General features: G+C 50.3%; 19 protein-coding genes. 8 read left to right on the plus strand and 11 right to left on the minus strand.

Translation table 11 applies throughout. From position 1 onward, the window contains the following. Window positions 1–75: 75 nt before the first annotated feature. The 3 genes from ACKQAD_RS07025 to ACKQAD_RS07035 are packed head-to-tail and all read left to right on the plus strand — an operon-like array spanning window position 76 to window position 4,107. A complete protein-coding gene (locus ACKQAD_RS07025) occupies window positions 76–1,380 on the plus strand; it encodes a cytosine permease (RefSeq protein WP_409159488.1) in 1,305 nt (434 codons plus the stop codon). Window positions 1,381–1,418: 38 nt separating this feature from the next. Continuing rightward, window positions 1,419–2,528 (plus strand): S-methyl thiohydantoin desulfurase family protein, encoded by a 1,110-nt coding sequence (locus tag ACKQAD_RS07030; protein WP_409159489.1) that lies wholly within the window; start codon window positions 1,419–1,421, stop codon window positions 2,526–2,528. Window positions 2,529–2,538: 10 nt separating this feature from the next. Then, on the plus strand, window positions 2,539–4,107 hold the full coding sequence (locus ACKQAD_RS07035) for a hydantoinase/oxoprolinase N-terminal domain-containing protein (protein WP_409159490.1): 1,569 nt from the start codon (window positions 2,539–2,541) through the stop codon (window positions 4,105–4,107). 88 nt (window positions 4,108–4,195) lie between these two features. Here ACKQAD_RS07035 and pflA read toward each other — a convergent pair whose 3' ends face one another. The 4 genes from pflA to ycaO all read right to left on the minus strand — a co-directional run bounded on the left by pflA (window position 4,196) and on the right by ycaO (window position 10,617). Next, entirely contained in the window at window positions 4,196–4,936 is a 741-nt protein-coding gene (pflA, locus tag ACKQAD_RS07040) for a pyruvate formate lyase 1-activating protein (protein ID WP_319847461.1), read from the minus strand. Between the two features lie 266 nt (window positions 4,937–5,202). Then, window positions 5,203–7,485, minus strand: a complete 2,283-nt coding sequence (gene pflB, locus ACKQAD_RS07045; protein ID WP_409159491.1) for a formate C-acetyltransferase — start codon at window positions 7,483–7,485, stop codon at window positions 5,203–5,205. 57 nt (window positions 7,486–7,542) lie between these two features. Further along, entirely contained in the window at window positions 7,543–8,403 is an 861-nt protein-coding gene (gene focA / locus ACKQAD_RS07050; RefSeq protein WP_409159492.1) for a formate transporter FocA, read from the minus strand. A 450-nt stretch (window positions 8,404–8,853) separates the two neighbouring features. Continuing rightward, window positions 8,854–10,617: a 30S ribosomal protein S12 methylthiotransferase accessory factor YcaO gene (ycaO, locus tag ACKQAD_RS07055; RefSeq protein WP_409159493.1), complete on the minus strand. Its 1,764-nt coding sequence runs from the start codon at window positions 10,615–10,617 to the stop codon at window positions 8,854–8,856. Between the two features lie 295 nt (window positions 10,618–10,912). Between ycaO and serC the strand changes: the two genes are divergently transcribed. The 5 genes from serC (at window position 10,913) to ihfB (ending at window position 16,433) form a co-directional block, all read left to right on the plus strand. Further along, window positions 10,913–11,998: a 3-phosphoserine/phosphohydroxythreonine transaminase gene (serC, locus tag ACKQAD_RS07060; RefSeq protein ID WP_409159494.1), complete on the plus strand. Its 1,086-nt coding sequence runs from the start codon at window positions 10,913–10,915 to the stop codon at window positions 11,996–11,998. Window positions 11,999–12,079: 81 nt separating this feature from the next. After that, window positions 12,080–13,369, plus strand: coding sequence for a 3-phosphoshikimate 1-carboxyvinyltransferase (gene aroA, locus ACKQAD_RS07065; protein ID WP_409159495.1), 1,290 nt, complete (start codon window positions 12,080–12,082; stop codon window positions 13,367–13,369). A 221-nt stretch (window positions 13,370–13,590) separates the two neighbouring features. After that, on the plus strand, window positions 13,591–14,268 hold the full coding sequence (gene cmk / locus ACKQAD_RS07070; protein WP_409159496.1) for a (d)CMP kinase: 678 nt from the start codon (window positions 13,591–13,593) through the stop codon (window positions 14,266–14,268). A gap of 115 nt (window positions 14,269–14,383) precedes the next feature. Continuing rightward, the gene (gene rpsA / locus ACKQAD_RS07075; protein WP_180741250.1) at window positions 14,384–16,057 is read left to right on the plus strand and encodes a 30S ribosomal protein S1; all 1,674 of its coding nucleotides are present in this window, start codon (window positions 14,384–14,386) and stop codon (window positions 16,055–16,057) included. Window positions 16,058–16,148: 91 nt separating this feature from the next. Beyond that, window positions 16,149–16,433: an integration host factor subunit beta gene (gene ihfB / locus ACKQAD_RS07080; protein ID WP_005967571.1), complete on the plus strand. Its 285-nt coding sequence runs from the start codon at window positions 16,149–16,151 to the stop codon at window positions 16,431–16,433. 417 nt (window positions 16,434–16,850) lie between these two features. On the opposite strand, the gene hisIE is transcribed toward ihfB, so the two are convergent. From hisIE to hisD, 7 genes are read right to left on the minus strand one after another with little or no spacing between them, the layout of a single operon-like run. After that, window positions 16,851–17,483: a bifunctional phosphoribosyl-AMP cyclohydrolase/phosphoribosyl-ATP diphosphatase HisIE gene (gene hisIE, locus ACKQAD_RS07085; protein WP_409159497.1), complete on the minus strand. Its 633-nt coding sequence runs from the start codon at window positions 17,481–17,483 to the stop codon at window positions 16,851–16,853. Next, window positions 17,477–18,253 carry an imidazole glycerol phosphate synthase subunit HisF gene (gene hisF, locus ACKQAD_RS07090; protein WP_409159498.1) on the minus strand — a complete coding sequence of 259 codons (777 nt, stop codon included), beginning with the start codon at window positions 18,251–18,253 and terminating at the stop codon, window positions 17,477–17,479. The genes hisIE and hisF overlap by 7 nt, the downstream gene beginning before the upstream one ends. Then, complete coding sequence (gene hisA / locus ACKQAD_RS07095) at window positions 18,235–18,972, minus strand: 1-(5-phosphoribosyl)-5-[(5-phosphoribosylamino)methylideneamino]imidazole-4-carboxamide isomerase (protein WP_409159499.1); 738 nt, start codon at window positions 18,970–18,972, stop codon at window positions 18,235–18,237. The genes hisF and hisA overlap by 19 nt, the downstream gene beginning before the upstream one ends. A 6-nt stretch (window positions 18,973–18,978) precedes the next feature. Next, window positions 18,979–19,569, minus strand: coding sequence for an imidazole glycerol phosphate synthase subunit HisH (hisH, locus tag ACKQAD_RS07100; RefSeq protein ID WP_409159500.1), 591 nt, complete (start codon window positions 19,567–19,569; stop codon window positions 18,979–18,981). Beyond that, window positions 19,569–20,636, minus strand: a complete 1,068-nt coding sequence (gene hisB / locus ACKQAD_RS07105; protein ID WP_409159501.1) for a bifunctional histidinol-phosphatase/imidazoleglycerol-phosphate dehydratase HisB — start codon at window positions 20,634–20,636, stop codon at window positions 19,569–19,571. The genes hisH and hisB overlap by 1 nt, the downstream gene beginning before the upstream one ends. 15 nt (window positions 20,637–20,651) lie before the next feature. Beyond that, on the minus strand, window positions 20,652–21,725 hold the full coding sequence (gene hisC, locus ACKQAD_RS07110) for a histidinol-phosphate transaminase (protein ID WP_409159502.1): 1,074 nt from the start codon (window positions 21,723–21,725) through the stop codon (window positions 20,652–20,654). Continuing rightward, window positions 21,722–23,050 (minus strand): histidinol dehydrogenase, encoded by a 1,329-nt coding sequence (gene hisD / locus ACKQAD_RS07115; protein ID WP_409159503.1) that lies wholly within the window; start codon window positions 23,048–23,050, stop codon window positions 21,722–21,724. The genes hisC and hisD overlap by 4 nt, the downstream gene beginning before the upstream one ends.

Below are 23,050 nucleotides of genomic sequence, written 5' to 3' on the forward strand. Positions count from 1 at the left end.
ATACGCCATCAGGCAACCTCTATAAAATATCACAACGATACAATAATTATTTGCTGCTTATTTAATGGAGGGAATATGTCTCAAGGGAAAGCTGTACCTGAAAAACAACAACAGGAACGGCAAATCTATGATTACGAATACGAACCTGTACCGGCTGAAGCCAGAAAAAGCTGGTATGTTATTACTTTAATTTGGTTGGCAATGGGAATTGACATCTCAGGTCTATTTCTTGGTGCTTTCTTAAGCGGTGGATTGCCTTTTTCCCAGGCAGTTAGCGCTACACTTATTGGTTCTGCCTTTTTAGGTGTGTTGGCAGCATTATGTGCTAACGTCGGTTATGGCTGTGGGCTATCAACAACGCTACTAAGTATTTCTGTCTTTGGGCGTCTTGGTGGAAAGATCATCGGTATTTTCTCTGCCGTATCATTGATTGGTTGGTTTGCTTTTCAACTCGATTTTTTTGGTGTGATGCTCCAAAAGGCACTCCTCCATTATCAATTTGAACCAGGTCGTTTTCTTATTTTAGTTTTCGGTATGGTGCTGATGGCATCTACAGCTATCTGGGGTGTCAGGGCATTAGGTAAACTGAGTGTATTCAGTGTTCCACTCATGTTGATATTGATAATTACGGGTCTGGTTTTAGCAGCAAATACCCACCCTGAATTACCTCTTCCAATAATTAAAGCTCCAATTAGTATGGGAAGCGCTATCTCTTATGTCGTTTCTATCTGGATAGTCTCTGCTGTGATGTCACCGGATATTGCCCGCTATGCAAAAACGCGTAAAGATGCGCTTCTCGGTGCAGGATTAGGGTTCTTTTTGGGTAATAGCTCAACGATAGTTGTGGCACTTATTCTAACTCATCTGGTCGGTACAGAAGATTTAGTTGAGGTATTTTTCAGTATTGGTTTGGGTATGTCTGCTATTGTGGTACTTATTTTTGCCCAATGGACAACAAATAGTACCAACCTTGTTTCTGCATCGCTGAGCCTATCCGTTGTTATTCGAGCGTTATCTCGACCGGTATTGGCTGTACTAATGGCGATTGCCGGGTTGCTGTTAGCTTACAACGGTATGATTAATAATTTTACTCAATTCTTGTCACTGCTTGGTGTCCTGATTTCCCCTATTGCGGGTGTTTATCTCGTCGAATATTATTTTATTAAATCTTCACGTTTGCAGGAAAGTGTATCAGAAGCTTCATTCTTGAATGTGGTGGCGGCTATATCTTGGTCTCTCGGTAGTATTGTGAGCCTATTAACCTCCCCAGATTTTTTTGATTTATTTACGATAAGCTCGATCTCTGCCTTGGATGGCGTCATGGTGAGTATGGCGGTTTATATCGGCATACATAAATTTCTCCCTAAATTGGCAGATTAAACGTGTTACGCAGATAACATGAGATCTTGGGTAGAAGTATGTCTCGTTCTATCAATGCACAAATAATCGATGATATAGCACTAGGGGCCGCTGTTCTTGGTACAGGAGGCGGCGGTGATCCGTATGTAGGCTCTTTGATGGCAAAACACGCATTAAAAAATGCGTCTGAAGTGACTATATTCGATTTAGATGAAATTAAAGATGATGATATGTTTGTGCCTTGCAGCATGATTGGCGCAACGACGGTAGTTGTTGAAAAAATTATGTCAGCGGGCCAGTTCGTTCGGGCATTTGACGCGATGGAAAAGGCGCTTGAGCGATCTATCACAGCAACGTTTCCAATCGAAGTCGGTGGTATGAATTCGCTTATACCGTTTGTCGTTGCGGCTGCAAAAGGTGTACCTATCGTCGATTGTGACGCGATGGGGAGGGCTTTTCCCGAAGCACAGATGGTGACTTTTTTTCTTGATGGTTTACCTTCGGCGCCCAATACGTTAGCTGATGAAAAGGGAAATACGGTTACCTTAAATCCTATTGATGGTATGTGGTCTGAGCGTTTGGCAAGGGTCATTGCGGAACAAATGGGCGCTGCATGTGCCATGTGTGATTACCCATTGCGCGGTAGTCAACTTAAGCGTAGCGCAATCAAAGGTACGCTCACGCTGGCGCAGGATATTGGAAAGACACTGCGTCTGGCTCACCAGTCAGGAAGTCATCCGGTGCAATCCTTACTTGCCATACTTGATGGTCACATCATTGCATCTGGCAAGGTTGTTGATGTCGACCGCCGTACCATAGGAGGGCTTGCCCGGGGCAAGGTGGTGTTGGATGGTATGGGGAACGATAAGGGTGAGTCGTTTACAGTGCTTTTCCAGAATGAGCTATTGCTCGCTTATCGCTCGTCACAGGTGGCAGATCCTACGCAGGATAATCTGCTGGCTGTTGTGCCTGATTTAATCTCCATCGTAGACAGTGAAACCGGACGTCCGATTATTACGGAACATTTACGTTATGGGCAGCGAGTCGATGTTATCGCCTATCCGTGTAATGACAAGTGGCGAACGCCAAAAGGGATTGACGTTGCGGGGCCGGAATATTTCGGTTATCCGGTGCAGTATGTGCCGATAGAACAGCTTGCAAATCGCTGAGGCTTTCCCGATGTTACATAAAAATGATTACCGACTCGGGATTGATGTCGGCGGCACCAACACGGATGCAGCAATTTTAGATGCAAATCTGCGCTGTATTGCGACGGCCAAATTTCCTACCAGCCTGGATATTTATAGCGGCATCGAACGGGTTATTGCAGACGTCCTGGCACAGTCAGGTATCGAGCCGCAACATATTCGCTATGCGATGTTGGGCACCACGCAATGTACCAATGCGATTGTTGAACGGAAGGGGCTGGATCGTGTTGGATTATTGCGTCTGAGTCTGCCAAGTAGCGATAGCGTTCCGCCGCTATTTGGTTGGGATGACGAGTGGCAAAGGACATTAGGTGAGCATTTCTACCAAATTCATGGTGGCTATGAATTTGATGGCCGCGAGATTTATCCCGTACTGCGGGATGAAGTCCTGGCGGTTTGTGACAAGATGCGCGGTCATGTGGATAGTATGGCGATTTGTGGCGTATTTTCTCCCGTCAATAACGAGCAGGAGTTGCAGGTTGCCCAATGGGTAAATGCAGCATTACCTGGAGTTTCTCTGTCGTTATCCCACCGGGTTGGTAGCACGGGACTACTGGAAAGGGAGAACGCAACCATCCTGAATGCGTCGTTACAAAGCACCGCTAACCGCTTTGTTAACGGCTTTACGCAAGCGCTAATCCGACATGGTATTAAGGCTATACCGTTCTTTGGGCAAAACGATGGCACATTGATGTCCGAAAGTATGGTGAAGCAATATCCCATTCTGACGATGGCCTGCGGACCAACAAACTCGATTCGTGGGGCGTGTCACCTGTCGGGATTGGATAATGCGCTGATTATTGATGTCGGCGGCACAACGACAGATATTGGTGTGTTGGTGAATGGTTTCCCACGAGAATCGGCCATCGCCGTTGAGGTGGGCGATGTACGGACGAATTTCAGAATGCCGGATATTATCTCTATCGGCATTGGTGGTGGAACCTGCGTGCGACAGTCTCAGGATGGAAAACTCACCCTTGGACCTGACAGCGTCGGCTATCGCCTTCTTGAACAGGGCGTCAGCTTTGGTGGGGAGACGCTAACGCTCAGTGATATCATGCTGCAACTCCATCGCGAGCGATGGACATCCGATCTTTCTCGCCCGTTACCTGAGCTGGATAACGTATTTTGCCAGCAGGCTTATCGTCAGATGATTGATAAAGTGGAAAGTGCTATCGATCGGATCAAATCGTCGAGTGCGGCTATTCCCGCCGTGCTGGTTGGTGGCGGCAGTATTTTGCTGCCTGATGTTTTATCTGGTATCAGTCAGGTCATGCGTCCGCAGAATTTTGATGCGGCAAATGCGGTTGGTGTGGCGTTAGGGAAGGTTGGCGCACAGATTGAGCGCGTGGTTAAAATGCCGGATAACGATCGTGAAAAGATAAAAAGCGAACTGCAACAGCAAACCGTTTGTCTGGCTGAAGAGACGGGAGCGATGCCGGGCAGCGTTGAAATCATCGACTATCAGGAAATTCCTTTGGCTTATTTGCCAGGGAATGCGGTACAGGTGAAAATCAAGGCAGCAGGGAATCTGGCTTAGCACAGCACTTGACGACGTAAGGATATCTCTTCGCTACCATGAAAATAGCGCACCATAAGCGCGCTATTTTTTCAAAAAATGTCAGAGGTTAGTACATGACCTTGTGACCGTAGCTTTCAAGGATTGATTTAATACGATCCATGGTATCGGCCTTCGGCGGTTTAACACCGTCCAATTTGTACTCTTCACCCATGGCGATCCACTTGTGTTTGCCAAGTTCATGATAGGGAAGAAGCTCAATCTTCTCGATGTTCGTCATATCTTTGGTAAATTCGCCCAGCTTGTGTGCAGATGCATCGTCATCAGACCAGCCGGGGACGACCACATAACGTATCCAGGTACGCTGGTTACGCTTTGCCAGATAGCGAGCGAAATCCAGAGTACGATGGTTCGATACGCCAACTAAATTCTGGTGTATGTCGTCATTCATTTGTTTTAGATCGAGCATCACTAAATCGCTGACGTCCAATAGTTCGTCAATAACGGGGTCATAACGGCGCACAAATCCATTGGTATCCAGACAGGTGCTAATGCCCTCCGCCTTGCAGGCGCGGAACCAGTCGCGTACAAACTCGGCTTGAAGAATGGCCTCGCCGCCGGATGCGGTTACGCCGCCGCCGGACGCATTCATAAAGTGGCGGTAGGTCACAACTTCTTTCATAAGTTCTTCCACCGTCACTTCCTTGCCGCCGTGTGTGTCCCAGGTATCTCGGTTATGGCAATACAGGCAGCGCATCAGACAGCCCTGGAAAAAGATGATGAAACGGATACCTGGGCCATCGACGGTGCCACAGGATTCAAAGGAGTGGATGCGACCGATTACTGACATTGCGAGGTTTTCTCCAAAGTTGACCGAACAATAGCGGTCTTTATGAGCGCAGTCATGAGAAAGCAGGTATCACTGACAGGGCGGCTGACAGAAGAACACCGTGTGACAGATGCTGCGTCGAATCTGTTTTGCTAGCCATCCACAGGGTGAGGGCAATATAGCGGGCTGGCAAAACAGGCTAACAGTCTGGACGACAAGCGAGGGTGAGAAAAAGGCCCCACTGACGTGGAGCCTTTATTTTACGCCTTTTCAGACAGTCATGGAAATTACATTGACTGAGTGAACGTACGGGTGATGACGTCTTGTTGTTGTTCTTTCGTCAGTGAGTTGAAACGCACTGCGTAGCCAGATACACGGATAGTCAACTGTGGATATTTCTCCGGGTTTTCCATCGCATCAAGCAGCATTTCACGGTTCATGACGTTGACGTTCAAGTGCTGGCCGCCTTCGATGCTAGCTTCGTGATGGAAATAACCATCCATCAGGCCGGCAAGGTTAGCTTTACGCACATTGTCATCTTTACCTAACGCGTTAGGGACGATGGAGAAGGTATAAGAAATACCATCTTTCGCGTAAGCAAACGGCAGTTTGGCAACAGAAGTCAGAGAGGCAACAGCACCTTTCTGGTCACGACCGTGCATTGGGTTTGCACCTGGTCCAAATGGAGCACCTGCGCGGCGACCGTCTGGTGTGTTACCCGTTTTCTTACCATATACCACGTTAGAGGTGATGGTCAGAACAGACTGAGTCGGGGTTGCGCCACGATAGGTATTCAGTTTCTGAATTTTCTTCATGAAACGTTCTACCAGATCACAAGCCAGTTCATCTACACGAGCGTCGTTGTTACCGAATTGCGGATATTCGCCTTCGATATCAAAGTCGATAGCCAGGCCGTCTTCATCACGAACCGGTTTCACTTTGGCATATTTGATGGCAGACAGGGAGTCAGCAGCAACAGACAGACCCGCGATACCACACGCCATAGTACGGAACACGTCACGGTCATGCAGTGCCATCAGCGATGCTTCGTAGCTGTATTTGTCATGCATGTAGTGAATGATGTTCAACGCGGTGACATACTGCTTAGCCAACCAGTCCATGAAGTGATCCATACGATCCATCACTTCGTCGAAGTTCAGTACGTCGCCTTTGATCGGTTCTGATTTCGGGCCAACCTGCATTTTCAGTTTTTCATCCACGCCGCCGTTGATAGCGTATAACATGGTTTTTGCCAGGTTTGCACGGGCGCCGAAGAACTGCATTTGCTTACCAACGATCATTGGGCTGACGCAACAAGCAATCGCGTAGTCATCGTTGTTGAAGTCAGGACGCATCAGATCGTCATTCTCGTATTGCAGAGAAGAGGTATCGATGGAGACTTTAGCCGCATAGTTTTTGAAATTCTGTGGCAGTTTTTCAGACCACAGGATGGTCATGTTTGGCTCTGGAGACGGCCCCATGGTGTACAGGGTGTTCAGGAAACGGAAGCTGGTTTTACTTACCAGCGTACGACCATCCAGACCCATACCAGCCAGAGACTCGGTCGCCCAGATCGGGTCACCAGAGAACAGTTCATCGTACTCAGGGGTACGCAGGAAACGCACCATACGCAGTTTCATGACCAGATGGTCAATCATTTCCTGGGCTTCTTCTTCGGTGATTTTGCCTGCTTTTAGATCGCGCTCAATGTAGATATCCAGGAAGGTTGAAACACGTCCAAAGGACATGGCCGCACCATTCTGTGATTTCACCGCAGCCAGGTAGCCGAAGTAAGTCCACTGAACCGCTTCCTGAGCGGTTGTTGCCGGGCCAGAAATATCGCAGCCATATTTAGCAGCCATTTCTTTAATTTGGCTCAGCGCGTGGTGTTGATCGGCAATTTCTTCACGTAGACGGATTGTTGCTTCCAGATCTTCGCCGTTTTCCAGTTTGGTTTGCAGAGAAGTGAACTGAGCAAACTTATCTTTCATCAGGAAGTCGATACCGTACAGCGCAACGCGACGGTAGTCACCGATGATACGGCCACGACCATAGGCATCTGGCAGGCCTGTCAGAACGCCAGATTTACGGCAACGCAGGATATCTGGGGTGTAAACATCGAACACGCCCTGATTGTGCGTTTTGCGGTATTCAGTGAAGATTTTTTTCAGTTGAGGATCCAGTTCACGACCGTAAACTTTGCATGAACCTTCAACCATTTTAATGCCGCCGAAAGGAATCAGAGCACGTTTCAATGGTGCGTCAGTCTGAAGACCAACGATTTTTTCCAGAGCTTTGTTGATGTATCCCGCGTCGTGAGACGTGATAGTTGCAGCAACATTGGTATCAAAATCAACAGGAGCGTGAGTGCGGTTTTCCTGTTTGATGCCTTCCATGACGCTGTCCCACAGCGCAGAAGTCGCTTTGGTTGCGCCAGCCAGGAAAGACTCATCACCTTCATACGGTGTGTAGTTTTTCTGGATAAAGTCACGAACGTTGACGTTATCCTGCCATTCACCTTTGCTAAAGCCTTGCCATGCATCGGCCAATTTTTCATTCAGCTCGGTCATTTTACACCTACCTTTGATATGGATTTCTTAAAACCCGACGTTGCGGCCGATTGCACCTCAGTGGTGCTTGTCTCCACCGCGCAAATAAATTACCCAATATGTTAAACCGACCAGAACACCACCGCCGATGATGTTCCCCAGCGTGACGGGAATCAGGTTATCGGTAATGAAGTGGCTAACGGTTAAATGTTCAAATTGAGAGGGCACCATTCCGATAGTGTTCCAGAATTCTGGGGCCGCAAAATTTTTGATAACGATGCCCATAGGAATCATGAACATGTTAGCGATACTGTGCTCAAAGCCACTGGCAACAAACATGGCGACAGGCAGGATCATGGCAAACATTTTGTCGGTAAGTGTACGGCCTGAGTAGCTCATCCACACGGCGAGACAAACCATTAGATTAGCCAGAATCCCCAGACACAGCGCTTCAACAAATGTGTGTTCAAGTTTGTGTTCAGCCGTTTGCAGGACGTTGAGACCCCACGCACCGTTTGCGACCATGTGCTCTCCCGAGAACCAGATAAGCCCAACGAAGAAGAGGGCACCAATCAGGTTGCCGACATAGACATTTGCCCAATTATAGGCTAGTTGCTTCCAGGTAATACGTCCACTGGCCTTGGCAATCACGATGAGAACGGTTGAGGTGAATAAGTCCGCACCGCAGACGACAACCAACATGAGACCAAGGGAGAAACAGATACCACCGATCAGTTTCGCGATACCGAAAGGAATCGTTGAGGTTCCTGTGGTGGCGGTAATATAAAAGACGAAGGCGATCGAAATAAATACACCCGCGGTTATCGCCAAATAAAACGTCGTACAAGGTTGTTTGGTAGCTTTATAAACTCCTGCGTCTTCAGCAACTTTTGCCATTGCGGCCGGGAGTAATAGAGTAAAGGGGTTGTCAGCTTTCACACTAACTCTCTCTTAAAAATTATTAGCATTGAGATACTAACAAAGCAGTATACGGTAAAATTTGATGTGGATCATATTGCAAGAAATTAACAGAGTGATGCAGGGGGTTAAAAGCGATGATTTAACACTTAATTTATTGAAATTTATAATAAAAAAATATTTTAAATTTTGCAAAAAGAGTTGAATGAGATGCGTTAAACCTAGCAATTTTGCGTTAATAAAAATCATGTTTTGTAGAATTTCAGTACCACCTTGTCTACGTAATTTAATTAAAAATTCACCATTCAATAACAATATTCTGATTATGCATTACGAATAATAAATATTGCTCTGTAGATAATAAAATAGCCCTTTAAGATAAAGGGCTATTCGGGATAACCAGAGGCAGATTGCTATTTGCCATAGCGCGTATTCATCAAGATAAGCCGCGCGGACTGCCTCCGTCAGACATTATTTTGCTTGCCAGTAACGACGTTTGGCCTGCTGCAGTTTTTCATAGGCCGCCAGCAGTGACTGGTGAGCAGGTAACGTGGTAAAGGTATCATCCACGGCAAACAAGCCGTAGAAGCAAGCTTCGCCAGCCACGGCGGCACTGGCGGCATCAACCGTTTCACTGCCGTACATTTTGGTAAAGGCGTCGTAATATTCTGCTGGGTCGCGCTCAGGCTCCTGCGCCAGTAACAGCAGGGTCTGAAGGCAACGGTAATAATTGCTGCGCTGCGCCGTAAAGACGGAGTCGTTGAAGTCCTGCGTCCACTCTGTCCAGCTTAGCGCTTGATCCAGATCGCCGCCGGCCAGTGCCAACATCGCTTTCAATTCGCCAACGCGCAGAGTAAACCAGCCATTATCTTTACCGGTAGCAATGCCGAGCAGTTCGCGTACGCGGGTGAAGTCATCCAACCCTTCGTCATCCAACTGTTGTAACAGAGCCAGATAGTCTTCTTTCTCCCATTTGCTGTCAGGCAGCGTCAGTAGCGTGTCACGCAGGTGAGCACCCATGCTGTTATTGGCCAATAACAGATCGTCAGCAGGGTAGATGTCTGACATTCCCGGCACGATGATGCGGCAGGCATAAACAGACAGATGCTCATAGTCGGCAATGTAAACTTCTTTATCTTCCTGTTTGAAGATCGCCATTAGCGTAGCGAATTCTTCTTCCGTCGACCCTTTAAAGCTCCAGTCGGCAAATTCATAATCCGCGTCTTTCTTGAACATATCCCAGGAGATCAGACCGCTGGAATCGATAAAATGGGTTTCCAGGTTGGCGTGCTCGGCCACTTCTTCATCATCAAACGTTGGTGGGGTGAAGACATCCAGATCTTTCAGACCGCGACCTTGCAGCAGTTCGGTGACGGTACGCTCCAGTGCTACACCGAAATCAGGGTGTGCGCCGAAGGAGGCAAAGCAGGTGCCGTTAGCAGGGTTAAACAAGACTACGCAGATAACCGGGTATTTTCCGCCCAGTGAGGCATCGTAAGAGAAAATCGGGAAGCCTTCTTTTTCCAGCGTCGCAATTGCTTCGACCACGCCAGGGTAGCGGTTTAGCACCGCTTGCGGGATTTCCGGCAGGCTGATGGACTCGGCAATGATGCGGTTTTTGATGCTGCGTTCGAACACTTCAGACAGTCCCTGAACGCGGGCTTCGTTGGCGGTGTTCCCAGCGGACATCCCGTTAGAAACATACAAGTTACCGATGATATTCATCGGAATATAAACGGTTTGCTGATCGGACTGGCGAGTAAACGGCAGCGCGCAAATACCTCTGTCAGCATTGCCAGATTGCAGATCGATGAGATCGCTGGCGCTCAGTTCCTGTTCGGGATCGTAAAATTTGTGCAGGCGGGCATCCAGAATACCTTCCGGCAGCGTGTCATCTGCCGGGATCGGGAACCATTTTTCATTCGGGTAATGAACGAAATCACCGTTGGCGATGGTTTTACCGAGATAGAAATCAGCGAAGAAATAGTTGGTGGACAGACGTTCGAAATACTCGCCTAACGCAGAAGCCAGTGCCGCCTTCTTACTGGCGCCTTTGCCGTTAGTAAAGCAGAGCGGGCAATCGCGGTCTCGAATATGGACAGACCAGACGTTTGGCACCGGGTTCAGCCATGACGCTTCTTCGATGTTAAACCCCAGGTCCTGGAGCTGATGTTGAAAACGGGCGATGGAGTCTTCCAGTGCGGCGTCTTTGCCTGGGATAAACGTTTGAGTCATGGAGTTCACTCTTATCGAGATTAACGGAAGCGGCATGATACGGATTTTTCTGTCCTGACACTATTTATTCATAACAGATCGGCAGCCGTGGAAAAGAACAGACGGCGTAACCTCTCGCTTTGTATAACGAAAGTGCGATAAGCGTTGCAGCCGCGATTGACGAGTGATAAAACCGATAGAAGGGCAAAAGTAGTGTGGTTATGGCGGCAGTTCCGTTATAACTACTATCTTGTAACAGCGGTATTTGTACAACGGTGATAAAACTGCCGCTATTTTTTAAGTGTGGTGAGGGGAAATGACTCAAATTTTTAATTTTAGCGCTGGTCCAGCAATGCTGCCGGTTGAAGTACTGCGTCGTGCTGAACAAGAATTGTGTAATTGGAATGGCCTGGGTACCTCGGTCATGGAAATCAGCCACCGTAGTAAAGAGTTTATGCAGGTTGCTGCTGAATCAGAACAAGATCTGCGTGATTTGCTGAAAATCCCCTCCAACTACAAAGTGCTTTTCTGCCACGGTGGTGCTCGCGCGCAATTTGCGGCAGTGCCGCTAAACCTTCTGGGTGAGCATTCAAGCGCGGACTATATTGACGGTGGATATTGGGCGCAAAGCGCAATCAATGAAGCAGAAAAGTATTGCACGCCTAACGTGATTGACGTGAAAACGCGTATAGACGGCCTGCGTGCCATTAAACCGATGCGTGAATGGCAATTGTCTGATGACGCGGTATTTGTACATTACTGCCCGAATGAAACCATTGACGGTATTGCGATTGAAGAAGATCCGGATTTTGGCGACAAAATTGTGGTCGCTGACTATTCTTCCAGCATCTTATCTCGTCGTATTGATGTCAGCCGTTATGGCGTGATCTACGCTGGTGCGCAGAAAAATATCGGACCTGCGGGTTTGACGCTGGTTATCGTGCGTGACGATTTGCTGGGTAAAGCACGCCGTGAGCTGCCATCGATTCTGAACTATCAGGTTCTGGCGGACAATGACTCCATGTTCAACACGCCGCCGACCTTTGCCTGGTATCTGTCCGGCATGGTCTTCAAATGGCTGAAAGAGCACGGCGGTCTGGCTGAAATGGAAAAACGCAATCAGGAGAAAGCCAACCTGCTGTATAGCACGATCGACGGTAATGATTTCTATCGTAATGACGTTGCGGTAGCGAACCGTTCTCGTATGAACGTACCGTTCTTGCTGGCGGATCCCGCGTTGGATAAAGTCTTCCTGGAAGAATCCGTTGCTGCGGGTTTGCATGCGCTGAAAGGCCATCGCGCAGTGGGCGGCATGCGTGCGTCTATCTACAACGCTATGCCGTTGGAAGGTGTGAAAACACTGACTGAATTTATGGCTGACTTTGCACGTCGCCACGGTTGATTAATACCAACCTCGCTATCCATTTTGATAAACCCCGGTCTTGCCGGGGTTTTGTGTCCACGTTGAAAGAATAGGCTTCACATGCAGGAATCCCTGACCCTACAACCCATCAAGCTCATTAACGGTACCCTTAACCTTCCAGGATCAAAAAGCGTCTCTAACCGTGCGCTGTTGCTGGCCGCCTTGTCTGAAGGAAAGACGCGACTGACTAACCTGTTAGACAGTGACGATGTTCGCCATATGCTTACCGCGTTAACCGCGCTAGGCGTGGAATATCATCTGTCATCTGACCGGACAGTCTGTGAGATTACGGGGCTTGGTGGGGCGTTTACGGCGACGCAACCGCTGGAGCTGTTTTTAGGGAACGCCGGTACGGCGATGCGCCCACTGGCCGCTGCGCTGTGCCTGACGGATGGCGATATTGTCCTGACAGGCGAACCGCGGATGAAAGAGCGTCCCATCGGGCATCTGGTCGACGCACTGCGTCAGGGCGGGGCGAAAATTGATTATCTGGAGCAAGAAAACTACCCACCGCTTCGTCTGTACGGTGGTTTTCAGGGCGGCGAAATCAGTGTTGATGGCAGCGTATCAAGCCAGTTTCTGACGGCGCTGCTGATGACTGCGCCGATGGCCGCGCAGGATACGCAAATCAGCATTCAGGGCGAACTGGTTTCTAAACCGTATATTGATATCACACTGAATATGATGAAAGCGTTTGGTATTGATGTACGTAATGAGAATTATCAGCGCTTTTTTGTCACAGGGCATCAGCAATATCGCTCACCGGGTGATTATCTGGTGGAAGGCGATGCGTCATCAGCCTCTTATTTTCTGGCCGCGGCGGCGATTAAAGGCGGCGTTGTGCGTGTGGCCGGTGTAGGCCGTCATAGCGTGCAGGGAGATATTCGCTTCGCCGATGTTCTGGAGAAGATGGGCGCGATCATACGTTGGGGGGACGACTATATCGAATGCGAGCGGGGAGAGCTGCATGCGATCGATATGGATATGAATCACATTCCTGATGCCGCGATGACTATTGCCACCGCGGCGCTTTTCGCTCAGGGGGGGACGACCACGCTGCGTAACATCTATAACTGGCGTGTGAAAGAGACCGATCGTCTGGCAGCCATGGCGACCGAATTGCGTAAAGTGGGCGCGGAAGTGGAAGAGGGTAACGACTATATTCGCATCACACCGCCAGCCACGCTGAATGCGGCAGAAATCGGAACGTACAACGATCACCGGATGGCGATGTGTTTCTCTCTGGTCGCGCTGTCGGATACGTCGGTCACCATTCTTGACCCGAAATGTACCGCTAAAACTTTCCCCGACTACTTCGAACAGTTGGCTCGCCTCAGCGAACTGGCTTGATTCCTCTCTAAGGCACGGTCTCCGTGCCTTTTTTCTCTCTCGGTTTCTCTCAAACGGCTCTCGGTTTTTCTTCCGAAATTGCGCACTGCGTTCAGATAATGCCTTATTTTTCCCACCATTCCGGCATTTGGGTAACCTTTCTTTGTATTGATGCGTATAATAAGGCTCCGTAATGCCATAAAACGGCATAAGCGGAACTTCCCAGTATTAAGGAGAGAGAAATGACGGTGATGGCACCGGTAATTACGGTTGACGGACCGAGCGGCGCAGGCAAAGGTACCTTGTGTAAGGCATTGGCTGAAGCTTTACAATGGAATCTGCTGGACTCGGGAGCTATCTATCGTGTTTTGGCTCTGGCGGCGTTACACCACCATGTTGATATCAGTTCGGAAGACGCACTGGTTCCGCTGGCCTCTCATCTTGATGTGCGCTTTGTGGCAGAAGACGGGCAGTTAAAAGTCATTCTGGAAGGTGAAGACGTTAGCCACGAAATTAGGACCGAAGCGGTGGGCAATACGGCTTCTCAGGCCGCGGCGTTTCCTCGTGTTCGTGAAGCATTATTACGTCGGCAGCGCGCTTTCCGTGAGGCTCCAGGGCTGATCGCTGATGGCCGTGATATGGGGACCGTCGTTTTTCCTGATGCGCCCGTGAAGATTTTCCTGGATGCCAGCGCGGAAGAACGCGCACAACGTCGCATGCTACAGTTGCAGGGGAAAGGCTTTAGTGTTAACTTTGAACGTCTTTTGTCTGAGATAAAAGAACGGGATGAACGCGATCGTAACCGTCCCGTTGCGCCGTTAGTACCCGCTGCCGATGCGTTGGTGCTGGATTCAACGGAAATGACAATCGATGAAGTGATAGCGCGCGCCTTGGCTTATGCCCGTGAAATTTTAGCGTAATCACAGAAAACCGAATTTTTACCTCGCTGTAAGGATGCACAGCGGGGCATGTTAAACAACCCCATCGAGCAGGATGCCAGATGGACGTTAAATTGAAACCCTTAAGATTATCAACATGACTGAATCTTTTGCTCAACTCTTTGAAGAATCTCTGAAAGAAATCGAAACCCGTCCAGGTTCCATCGTACGTGGTGTTGTTGTTGCTATTGACAAAGATGTCGTACTGGTTGACGCCGGTCTGAAATCTGAATCTGCCATTCCGGTAGAGCAATTCAAGAACGCATCAGGCGAACTGGAAATTCAGGTTGGTGATGAAGTTGACGTGGCTCTGGACGCTATCGAAGATGGCTTCGGTGAAACGCTACTTTCTCGCGAAAAAGCTAAACGTCATGAAGCATGGCTGACGCTGGAAAAAGCCTACGAAGAAGCTGCAACGGTTACTGGTATTATCAACGGTAAAGTTAAAGGCGGTTTCACTGTTGAGCTGAACGGCATTCGTGCGTTCCTGCCAGGTTCTCTGGTAGACGTTCGTCCGGTTCGCGATACGCTGCATCTGGAAGGCAAAGAGCTTGAGTTCAAAGTTATCAAGCTGGATCAGAAACGCAACAACGTTGTTGTTTCCCGCCGTGCCGTTATTGAATCTGAAAACAGCGCTGAGCGCGATCAACTGCTGGAAAACCTGCAAGAAGGCATGGAAGTTAAAGGTATCGTTAAGAACCTTACTGACTACGGTGCATTCGTTGATCTGGGCGGCGTTGATGGCCTGCTGCATATCACTGACATGGCTTGGAAACGTGTTAAACATCCGAGCGAAATCGTTAATGTGGGCGACGAAATCACTGTTAAGGTGCTGAAGTTTGACCGCGAGCGTACTCGTGTATCTCTGGGCCTGAAACAACTGGGCGAAGATCCATGGGTTGCTATCGCTAAACGTTACCCAGAAAGCACGCGTCTGACTGGCCGCGTGACTAACCTGACTGACTACGGTTGCTTCGTTGAAATCGAAGAAGGCGTTGAAGGTCTGGTACACGTTTCCGAAATGGATTGGACCAACAAAAACATCCACCCATCCAAAGTTGTTAACGTTGGTGACGTAGTGGAAGTGATGGTTCTGGATATCGACGAAGAACGTCGTCGTATCTCTCTGGGCCTGAAACAGTGCAAATCTAACCCATGGCAGCTGTTCGCAGAAACCCACAACAAGGGCGACCGCGTTGAAGGTAAAATCAAGTCTATCACTGACTTCGGTATCTTCATCGGTCTGGACGGCGGCATCGATGGTCTGGTGCACCTGTCTGACATCTCCTGGAACGTGGCTGGCGAAGAAGCCGTTCGCGAATACAAGAAAGGTGATGAAATCGCCGCTGTTGTTCTGCAAGTTGACGCAGAGCGCGAGCGTATCTCCCTGGGCGTGAAACAACTGGCTGAAGATCCGTTCAATAACTACCTGTCTGTTAACAAGAAAGGTGCTATTGTTACTGGTAAAGTTACAGCAGTTGACGCCAAAGGTGCTACAGTTGAATTAGCAGACGGCGTAGAAGGTTACCTGCGTGCTTCAGAAGCGTCTCGTGACCGCGTTGAGGACGCAACACTGGTACTGAACGTTGGCGACAGCGTTGAAGCGAAATACACCGGTGTTGATCGTAAAAACCGCGTTGTTAGCCTGTCTGTTCGTGCGAAAGATGAAGCTGACGAGAAAGATGCAATCGCAACTGTCAACAACAAGCCTGAAGAAAGTAATTTCTCCAACGCAATGGCAGAAGCGTTCAAAGCAGCTAAAGGCGAGTAATCACAACGGTAGAATGAGCAACGCAAGTTGCTCATTCTTGTAACGGTAGTCAGTTATCCTGGTTATTGATAGCCACGCATTTGGAGGAGCTATGACCAAGTCTGAACTTATTGAAAGGCTTGCTGGACAGCAATCTCATATCCCGGCCAAAGTGGTTGAGGATGCAGTGAAAGAAATGCTTGAACAAATGGCTTCTACGTTAGCCGAAGGCGACCGTATTGAAATCCGTGGGTTTGGCAGCTTCTCACTTCACTACCGTGCACCGCGTGTAGGTCGTAATCCGAAGACGGGTGACAAAGTTGAGCTGGAAGGCAAGTATGTCCCTCACTTTAAACCGGGCAAGGAACTCCGCGACCGCGCTAACATTTATGGTTAATCGTTAGTCATAAATATCAGCCTTATAAAAGCACCCTTTATCGGGTGCTTTTTTATGTCCATCGCTTTATTTTCCTCTTCGACACTTCGACACTTCGACACTTCGACACTTCGACACTTCGACACTTCGACACTTCGACACTACTGAATGTACAGGAACGGATTCCACGCTTAAAACCGTTGCTCGGGCTGTGTCATTCCGAATGGGTAGGTTCGCTCGTCGTAGATAAACGTGCTGATTTTGTTATTCTGGCAGATTCCGCTGACCTATGACTCAGCAAATAAGAGTAATACGGTGAAAGATATGCGGGCATCCCGGTTCTGAGAAGTTGGAAAGGGGGGGATTCAGGTGTATAACGCTGCGATGCAGCTAGGGTAAAGCCCCGCGTTATTGACAGCGGATAACGCGGGGAAAGGCTTACTTATTGTGACGCGCTTTCAGGCGATTGATGATGGTCGCCAGATCTAAATCCTGATCCTGCAACAGCACCAGCAGGTGGTACATTAAATCTGCGGCTTCATTGGTCAGCTCTTCGCGATCGTGCACCGTTGCCGCGAGTGCGGTTTCCAGTCCTTCCTCACCCACTTTCTGCGCGATACGCTTGGTGCCGCTGGCATACAGGCGTGCGGTATAAGAACTATCTGGGTCAGCATGCTTACGTTCAGCCAGCAGTTGCTCCAACTGATAAAGGAACGTCCAGTCGCTGGCAGCAGGCGAGAAGCAACTGCTGGTGCCTAGATGACAGGTTGGCCCAACAGGATTAACCAGGATCAGCAGCGTATCGTTATCGCAGTCTGGTGTTATAGAGACGACATTCAGGAAATGACCGGAAGATTCACCTTTGGTCCACAATCGCTGCTTGGTACGCGAGAAAAACGTGACTTTGCGGCTCTTTTCTGTGGCTTGTAAGGCATCCTGATTCATGTAGCCCAGCATCAACACTTCACCGGATACCGCGTGTTGCACGACAACCGGCAGCATGCCGTCTGTTTTTTCCCAATCGAGTTGGTTCCGTTGTTCGTCGTTTAGAAAGAACTCTTCGCTTAACACACTCGAATCTCCACACCCTGTTGCTTAAGATATTGTTTCAGTTCGCCAATGTTAATAATTTGCTTGTGAAACACTGATGCTGCCAGCGCGCCATCAACGTGGGCGGTTTGGAATGCATCCAGAAAATGTTCCATGGTGCCTGCGCCGCCGGAAGCGATAAGCGGAACCGTGCAGACATCACGCACCAGATTTAGCTGGTGTAAATCATAGCCGTTGCGCACGCCGTCCTGATTCATCATGTTCAGCACAATTTCACCCGCGCCGCGCTTTTGTACTTCTTCTACCCAGTCCAGCGTTTCCCAAGTGGTGACCTTGGTGCGCGCTTCATCGCCCGTGTACTGATTAACATGGTAGCGCCCCGTCGCGGCATCGTGCCAGGTATCAATTCCGACGACGATACACTGTACGCCATAGCGATCGGCCAGCCGAGTAATCAAGTCTGGGTCGGCCAGCGCCGGTGAATTGATGGAAATTTTATCCGCACCGAAAGAGAGGATTTGGCCTGCTTCTTCGACGCTTTTAATGCCGCCCGCCACGCAAAAGGGAATATCAATGACTTCAGCAACGCGGGACACCCAACTTTTATCGACTACACGACCGTCGGAAGAGGCGGTGATATCATAAAAAACCAGCTCATCGGCGCCTTCCTGCGCGTAGCGCTGCGCCAGCGGCACGATGTCACCGATGATTTCGTGATTGCGGAACTGCACACCTTTGACGACCTGGCCGTTACGCACGTCCAGACAGGGGATTATCCGTTTTGCCAGCATGAAATAGCCTCCGCGACGTTAAATTTACCTTCCAACAGCGCACGTCCAACGATAACGCCCTGAACACCGCTGCCGCGCAGATTGGCGATATCTGTCAGGTTACCAATGCCACCGGATGCTTGAAAGGCGATCTGCGGGTAGCACTGGCTGATTTCACGATAGAGTTCGACGTTGGAGCCGCTCAGCGTACCATCACGGGAAATATCGGTGCACAGAACATGCTTCAGACCGAACGGCAGATATTGTTCGACGACCTGCTCAAGCGTGGCATCAGAGTTTTCCTGCCAGCCACTGATGGCGACAAACTTCGTACCGTTGGCATCGATACGTACATCCAGCGCCAGCACCAGCGCTTCTGCTCCGTAGCGGGTGAACCATTGCTGAACGAGTTCTGGTTGTTTAACCGCCGTGGAGCCAATAACGACACGGCTGGCACCGGCTTTTAATAACGCTTCCACGTCCTGCTCGGTGCGGATGCCACCACCGATCTGAACCGGCACGCTAACGCCAGCTAATAGCGTGGTTAATAACGGAATCTGGCGGGCAGAGGGATCTTTGGCACCGGTCAAATCGACCAAATGCAGCACGCCAGCCCCTTGCTGTTGGTAATCCTGCAAGCGGGGAAGCGGGTTGCTGCCGTACTGGCGCTGTTGGCCATAATCACCCTGATGCAGACGGACAACCTGTCCATCAATCAGATCTAATGCGGGAATAATCATGACGCTCTACATCTCCAGAAAGTTTTTCAGCAACTGTGCGCCCGCAGCACCTGAACGCTCAGGGTGGAACTGCACGCCAAAGAAGTTATCTTTTTCCAGCGCGGCAGTGAACGCTTCACCGTAGTTGGCTTGTGCAATCGTATTTTCGCAGACTGGCATGGCGTAGCTGTGGACGAAATAGAAATAGGCACAGTCATCGATATCACGGAACAAACGATGTCCGGCCTTCGGAATCAGCTGATTCCAGCCCATATGCGGCAGAGGTAAGCCGTGGTCAATCATCTTCTTCACGGGGGCGTCGACAATCCCCAACGTAGGGATGCCACCATTTTCGTCGCTGTGTATACCCAGTAACTGCATACCGAGACAAATACCGAGAACGGGCTGAGTACAGGCCTTGATCAACGCAATCAGGTCGCGTTCTTCCAGTTGATTCATCGCGGCCTGCGCGGTGCCAACGCCCGGCAGAAACAGCTTGTCCGCTTGCAGGACAATCTCGGCCTCGCGGCTGACAACGGGCGTATATCCCAGGCGCTGCACGGCATAGGTCACCGAAGAGAGGTTGGCGCAGCCGGTATCAAGAATGACGACCTTCATCAGAGCACTCCTTTTGAGCTTGGCAGCGTATCACCCTCTACACGGATTGCCTGACGCAGCGTGCGACCGAAGACTTTAAACAGGCTTTCCACTCGGTGGTGATCGTTACGTCCTTTGGTTTTCAGGTGCAGCGTGCAGGCCATGGAATAAGACAGCGAACGGAAGAAGTGCTCGACCATTTCTGTGCTCAGATCGCCTACGCGTTGGTAGCTGAATTCGGCTTTATATTCCAGGTGCGGACGACCGGAAATATCCAGCGCGCAGCGCGCCAGGCACTCATCCATTGGCAGAACAAAGCCAAAACGACCGATACCGCGTTTGTCGCCCAGTGCTTTATTCAGCGCCTCGCCCAGCGCTAGACCGGTATCTTCCACCGTGTGATGATCGTCAATGTACAGATCGCCTTTCACTTCAATATTCATGCGGAAGCCGCCGTGGGTGGCGATTTGATCCAACATGTGATCGAAGAAGCCGACACCAGTATTGATTTTGCTGCCACCTTCTTGATCCAGCCAGACGTTCACATCGATCGCGGTTTCGCGCGTGACGCGGTTAACGTGGGCATGGCGGTTACGCTTGGTTAACTGATTGGTAATCGCTTGCCAGTTCAGGCCGCCGCGCTGGTAGAGCAGGCCGGTAATGCCCATATTTTGTGCCAGTTGGATATCGGTCTGGCGGTCGCCAATGACGTAGCTATGCGCCACGTCCATTAGGCCATTATTCAAATAACTGGTTACCAGCTCCGTTCTGGGTTTGCGGCAGGTGCAGTTATCCGCCGGTAAATGTGGACAGATCAGCACTTGCTCAAACTGGATGCCCTGCGATGTCAGAATCTGCATCATCAGGTTGTGCGGTGGATCGAAGGTCTCCTGCGGAAAACTATCGGTTCCCAGCCCATCCTGATTCGTGATCATTACCAGCGTATAACCGGCCTTTTGCAGCGCCAGCAGTGAGGGAATGACATCTGGTTCCAGCGCCAGTTTATCCAGACGGTCAACCTGAAAATCCTCAGGCGGTTCAGCAATCAATGTTCCGTCACGGTCGATAAAGAGGTATTTCTGGCCCACGTGAGCTCCTTAAAATTAAGCGTTGATGCTCGGCAATGATTGTAATGCAGCAACAACGCGTTCACATTCGTAGCGGTTGCCGATCGTAATACGCAAACAGCCTGCAAGACTTGGTTGCTTATTTTGATCGCGCAGAATAATGCCCTGATCCCACAGCGTTTTAAATACAGAAGGGGAGGCGGTAAAGCGTACCAGCAAATAGTTACTCTCGCTGGGGAAGACTTTTTCAATACAGGGAATGTCTTTTAAGGCATCGCTCAGCCAGCGGCGAGCGGACGTAATCTCCTCAACATTCGCTTTCATTTTGGCTACGCCTTCACGGCTTAGCGCTTGTGCCGCAATATCCGCTACGGGAGTAGACAACGGGTAAGGTGCAATGACTTTCAACAGAAGCTGAATCACTTCAGGGTTTGCCAGCGTAAAACCACAGCGCAATCCGGCGAGTGAAAAGGCTTTGGACAAGGTACGCAGAATCACCAAATGGGGGAATTCGTCCAGCCAGACCGAGGTGGTCGCTTGCGGACAGAATTCAATGTACGCCTCATCGATAACAACCAGCGCTTTCCCTTGTGCCAGCATGAGCAACTGGCGTAAATCTTCCCGTGCAATTAAGTTGCCGGTCGGGTTATTCGGGCTGCAAACGTAAATAACCTTGGTGCCGTCTAATTGTGCTTCAATCGCATCAAGATCTAACTGCCAGTCTGATTTGCTCTCTACCGTACGGCGTTCTACGCCAAATGTTTCGGCGCTAACGGCGTACATACCGTAAGTCGGTGGGCAGAACAGGATGGCGTCTTTCCCCGGCTCGCAGAATGCGCGGATCAGTAATTCAATCCCTTCGTCGGCACCGCGGCTAACCAGAACCTGCTCAGGTTGTACACCAGCATACTCGGCGTAACGGTTGATGACGAGCACTGGCTGACATTCCGGGTAGCGGTTCAGCGTTTGTCGCGTTAACTGATACTCTGGTGCCTCAGGATATTCATTGGCGTTCAGCCAGACATCTCCGTTGCCGCCCAGACGACGGGCTGACTGGTAAGGGATTAACGCGCGGACGTTAGCGCGTGCCAGTTTTTCAATGCTGCTCATGCTTGCTCCTTCAGTGCTGCAACACGCAGGGTAACGGCGTTTTTGTGGGCAGTCAGTTGTTCGGCCTGTGCCAATGTTTCTATCGTCGGTGCCAGTTGCAGCAACCCTTGCGGCGTAAGCTGCTGTACGGTCATGCGCTTCTGAAAATCGGCCAACCCCAGACTCGAATAGGTTGAGGTATAGCCATAAGTCGGCAGAACATGGTTGGTGCCGGAAGCGTAGTCGCCGGCGGATTCCGGTGACCAGTCGCCCAGAAACACGGAACCCGCGCTGGTGATGCTATCAACCAGTGATTCGGCGTCGCGCGTCTGGATGATTAGGTGCTCCGGGCCGTATTGATTGCTGATTTCAACGCACTGCGCTAAATCACGTGCGACGATGACGCGGCTGCTGGCAAGCGCCTGACGCGCGATGTCTGCGCGAGACAGTTGTGTTAGCTGTTCTTCAACGGCATCCGCCACAGCTTTGGCCATTTTTGCGTCGGGCGTGAGCAGGATGACCTGCGAATCGGGGCCATGCTCTGCCTGAGACAACAGATCGGACGCGACAAACGCGGGTGTTGCACCACTGTCGGCGATCACCAGAACCTCGGAGGGGCCAGCAGGCATATCAATGGCTGCGCCATCAAGCAGCTGACTTACCTGACGTTTGGCTTCCGTGACATACGCGTTGCCGGGGCCAAAAATTTTGTCCACTTTCGGCACGCTCTCGGTGCCAAACGCCATCGCAGCAATCGCTTGCGCGCCACCGAGTTGAAAGACTTCGTTAATGCCGCACAGTTGGGCGGCATACAGAATTTCATCGGCAATCGGCGGCGGCGAGCACAGCACGACGCGACCGCAGCCAGCGATACGTGAAGGCGTTCCCAGCATCAGTACGGTTGACGGCAGCGGGGCGGAGCCGCCGGGAATATACAGACCGACCGTCGCGATAGGGCGGGTGAGTTGCTGGCAACGCACGCCCGGCTGCGTTTCGATATCGACAGTTGGCAGTTTTTGCGCGTTGTGGAATGTTTCGATATTACGCACGGCGATCGCCATCGCCTGTTTGACGTCATCACCCAGACGCGCCGCGGCAGCGGCGATTTCGGCATCGGTGATGCGAATCGCATTCACCTGAACCTTATCAAACTGGGCGCTGTAGTCGCGTAAGGCGTTATCACCGCGACTTTTTACGTTTGTCAGAATGTCGCTCACGATGGCGGTAATGCGGTCTGACGCGGATATGGCCGGTCGAGTCAGTAACTGACGCTGCTCTTCTGCTGAACAGCGCTGCCAGTCGACGAGCGTGCTGAAACTGCCAGTGCTGTTGGTGTTATCAGCCAT

It is taken from the genome of Pectobacterium artocarpous (assembly GCF_046159765.1).
Taxonomy (GTDB): Bacteria; Pseudomonadota; Gammaproteobacteria; order Enterobacterales; family Enterobacteriaceae; genus Pectobacterium.

Bases quoted from the DNA above. Each gene is read 5' to 3' on its own strand.
- cmk (WP_409159496.1), top strand. From the start codon at position 13,591: ATGACGGTGATGGCACCGGTAATTACGGTTGACGGACCGAGCGGCGCA.
- serC (WP_409159494.1), top strand. From the start codon at position 10,913: ATGACTCAAATTTTTAATTTTAGCGCTGGTCCAGCAATGCTGCCGGTT.
- rpsA (WP_180741250.1), top strand. From the start codon at position 14,384: ATGACTGAATCTTTTGCTCAACTCTTTGAAGAATCTCTGAAAGAAATC.
- pflB (WP_409159491.1), bottom strand. From the start codon at position 7,485: ATGACCGAGCTGAATGAAAAATTGGCCGATGCATGGCAAGGCTTTAGC.
- pflA (WP_319847461.1), bottom strand. From the start codon at position 4,936: ATGTCAGTAATCGGTCGCATCCACTCCTTTGAATCCTGTGGCACCGTC.
- hisF (WP_409159498.1), bottom strand. From the start codon at position 18,253: ATGCTGGCAAAACGGATAATCCCCTGTCTGGACGTGCGTAACGGCCAG.
- ACKQAD_RS07030 (WP_409159489.1), top strand. From the start codon at position 1,419: ATGTCTCGTTCTATCAATGCACAAATAATCGATGATATAGCACTAGGG.
- aroA (WP_409159495.1), top strand. From the start codon at position 12,080: ATGCAGGAATCCCTGACCCTACAACCCATCAAGCTCATTAACGGTACC.
- hisC (WP_409159502.1), bottom strand. From the start codon at position 21,725: ATGAGCAGCATTGAAAAACTGGCACGCGCTAACGTCCGCGCGTTAATC.
- hisD (WP_409159503.1), bottom strand. From the start codon at position 23,050: ATGGCTGATAACACCAACAGCACTGGCAGTTTCAGCACGCTCGTCGAC.
- hisA (WP_409159499.1), bottom strand. From the start codon at position 18,972: ATGATTATTCCCGCATTAGATCTGATTGATGGACAGGTTGTCCGTCTG.
- ihfB (WP_005967571.1), top strand. From the start codon at position 16,149: ATGACCAAGTCTGAACTTATTGAAAGGCTTGCTGGACAGCAATCTCAT.
- ACKQAD_RS07035 (WP_409159490.1), top strand. From the start codon at position 2,539: ATGTTACATAAAAATGATTACCGACTCGGGATTGATGTCGGCGGCACC.
- hisH (WP_409159500.1), bottom strand. From the start codon at position 19,569: ATGAAGGTCGTCATTCTTGATACCGGCTGCGCCAACCTCTCTTCGGTG.
- ACKQAD_RS07025 (WP_409159488.1), top strand. From the start codon at position 76: ATGTCTCAAGGGAAAGCTGTACCTGAAAAACAACAACAGGAACGGCAA.
- ycaO (WP_409159493.1), bottom strand. From the start codon at position 10,617: ATGACTCAAACGTTTATCCCAGGCAAAGACGCCGCACTGGAAGACTCC.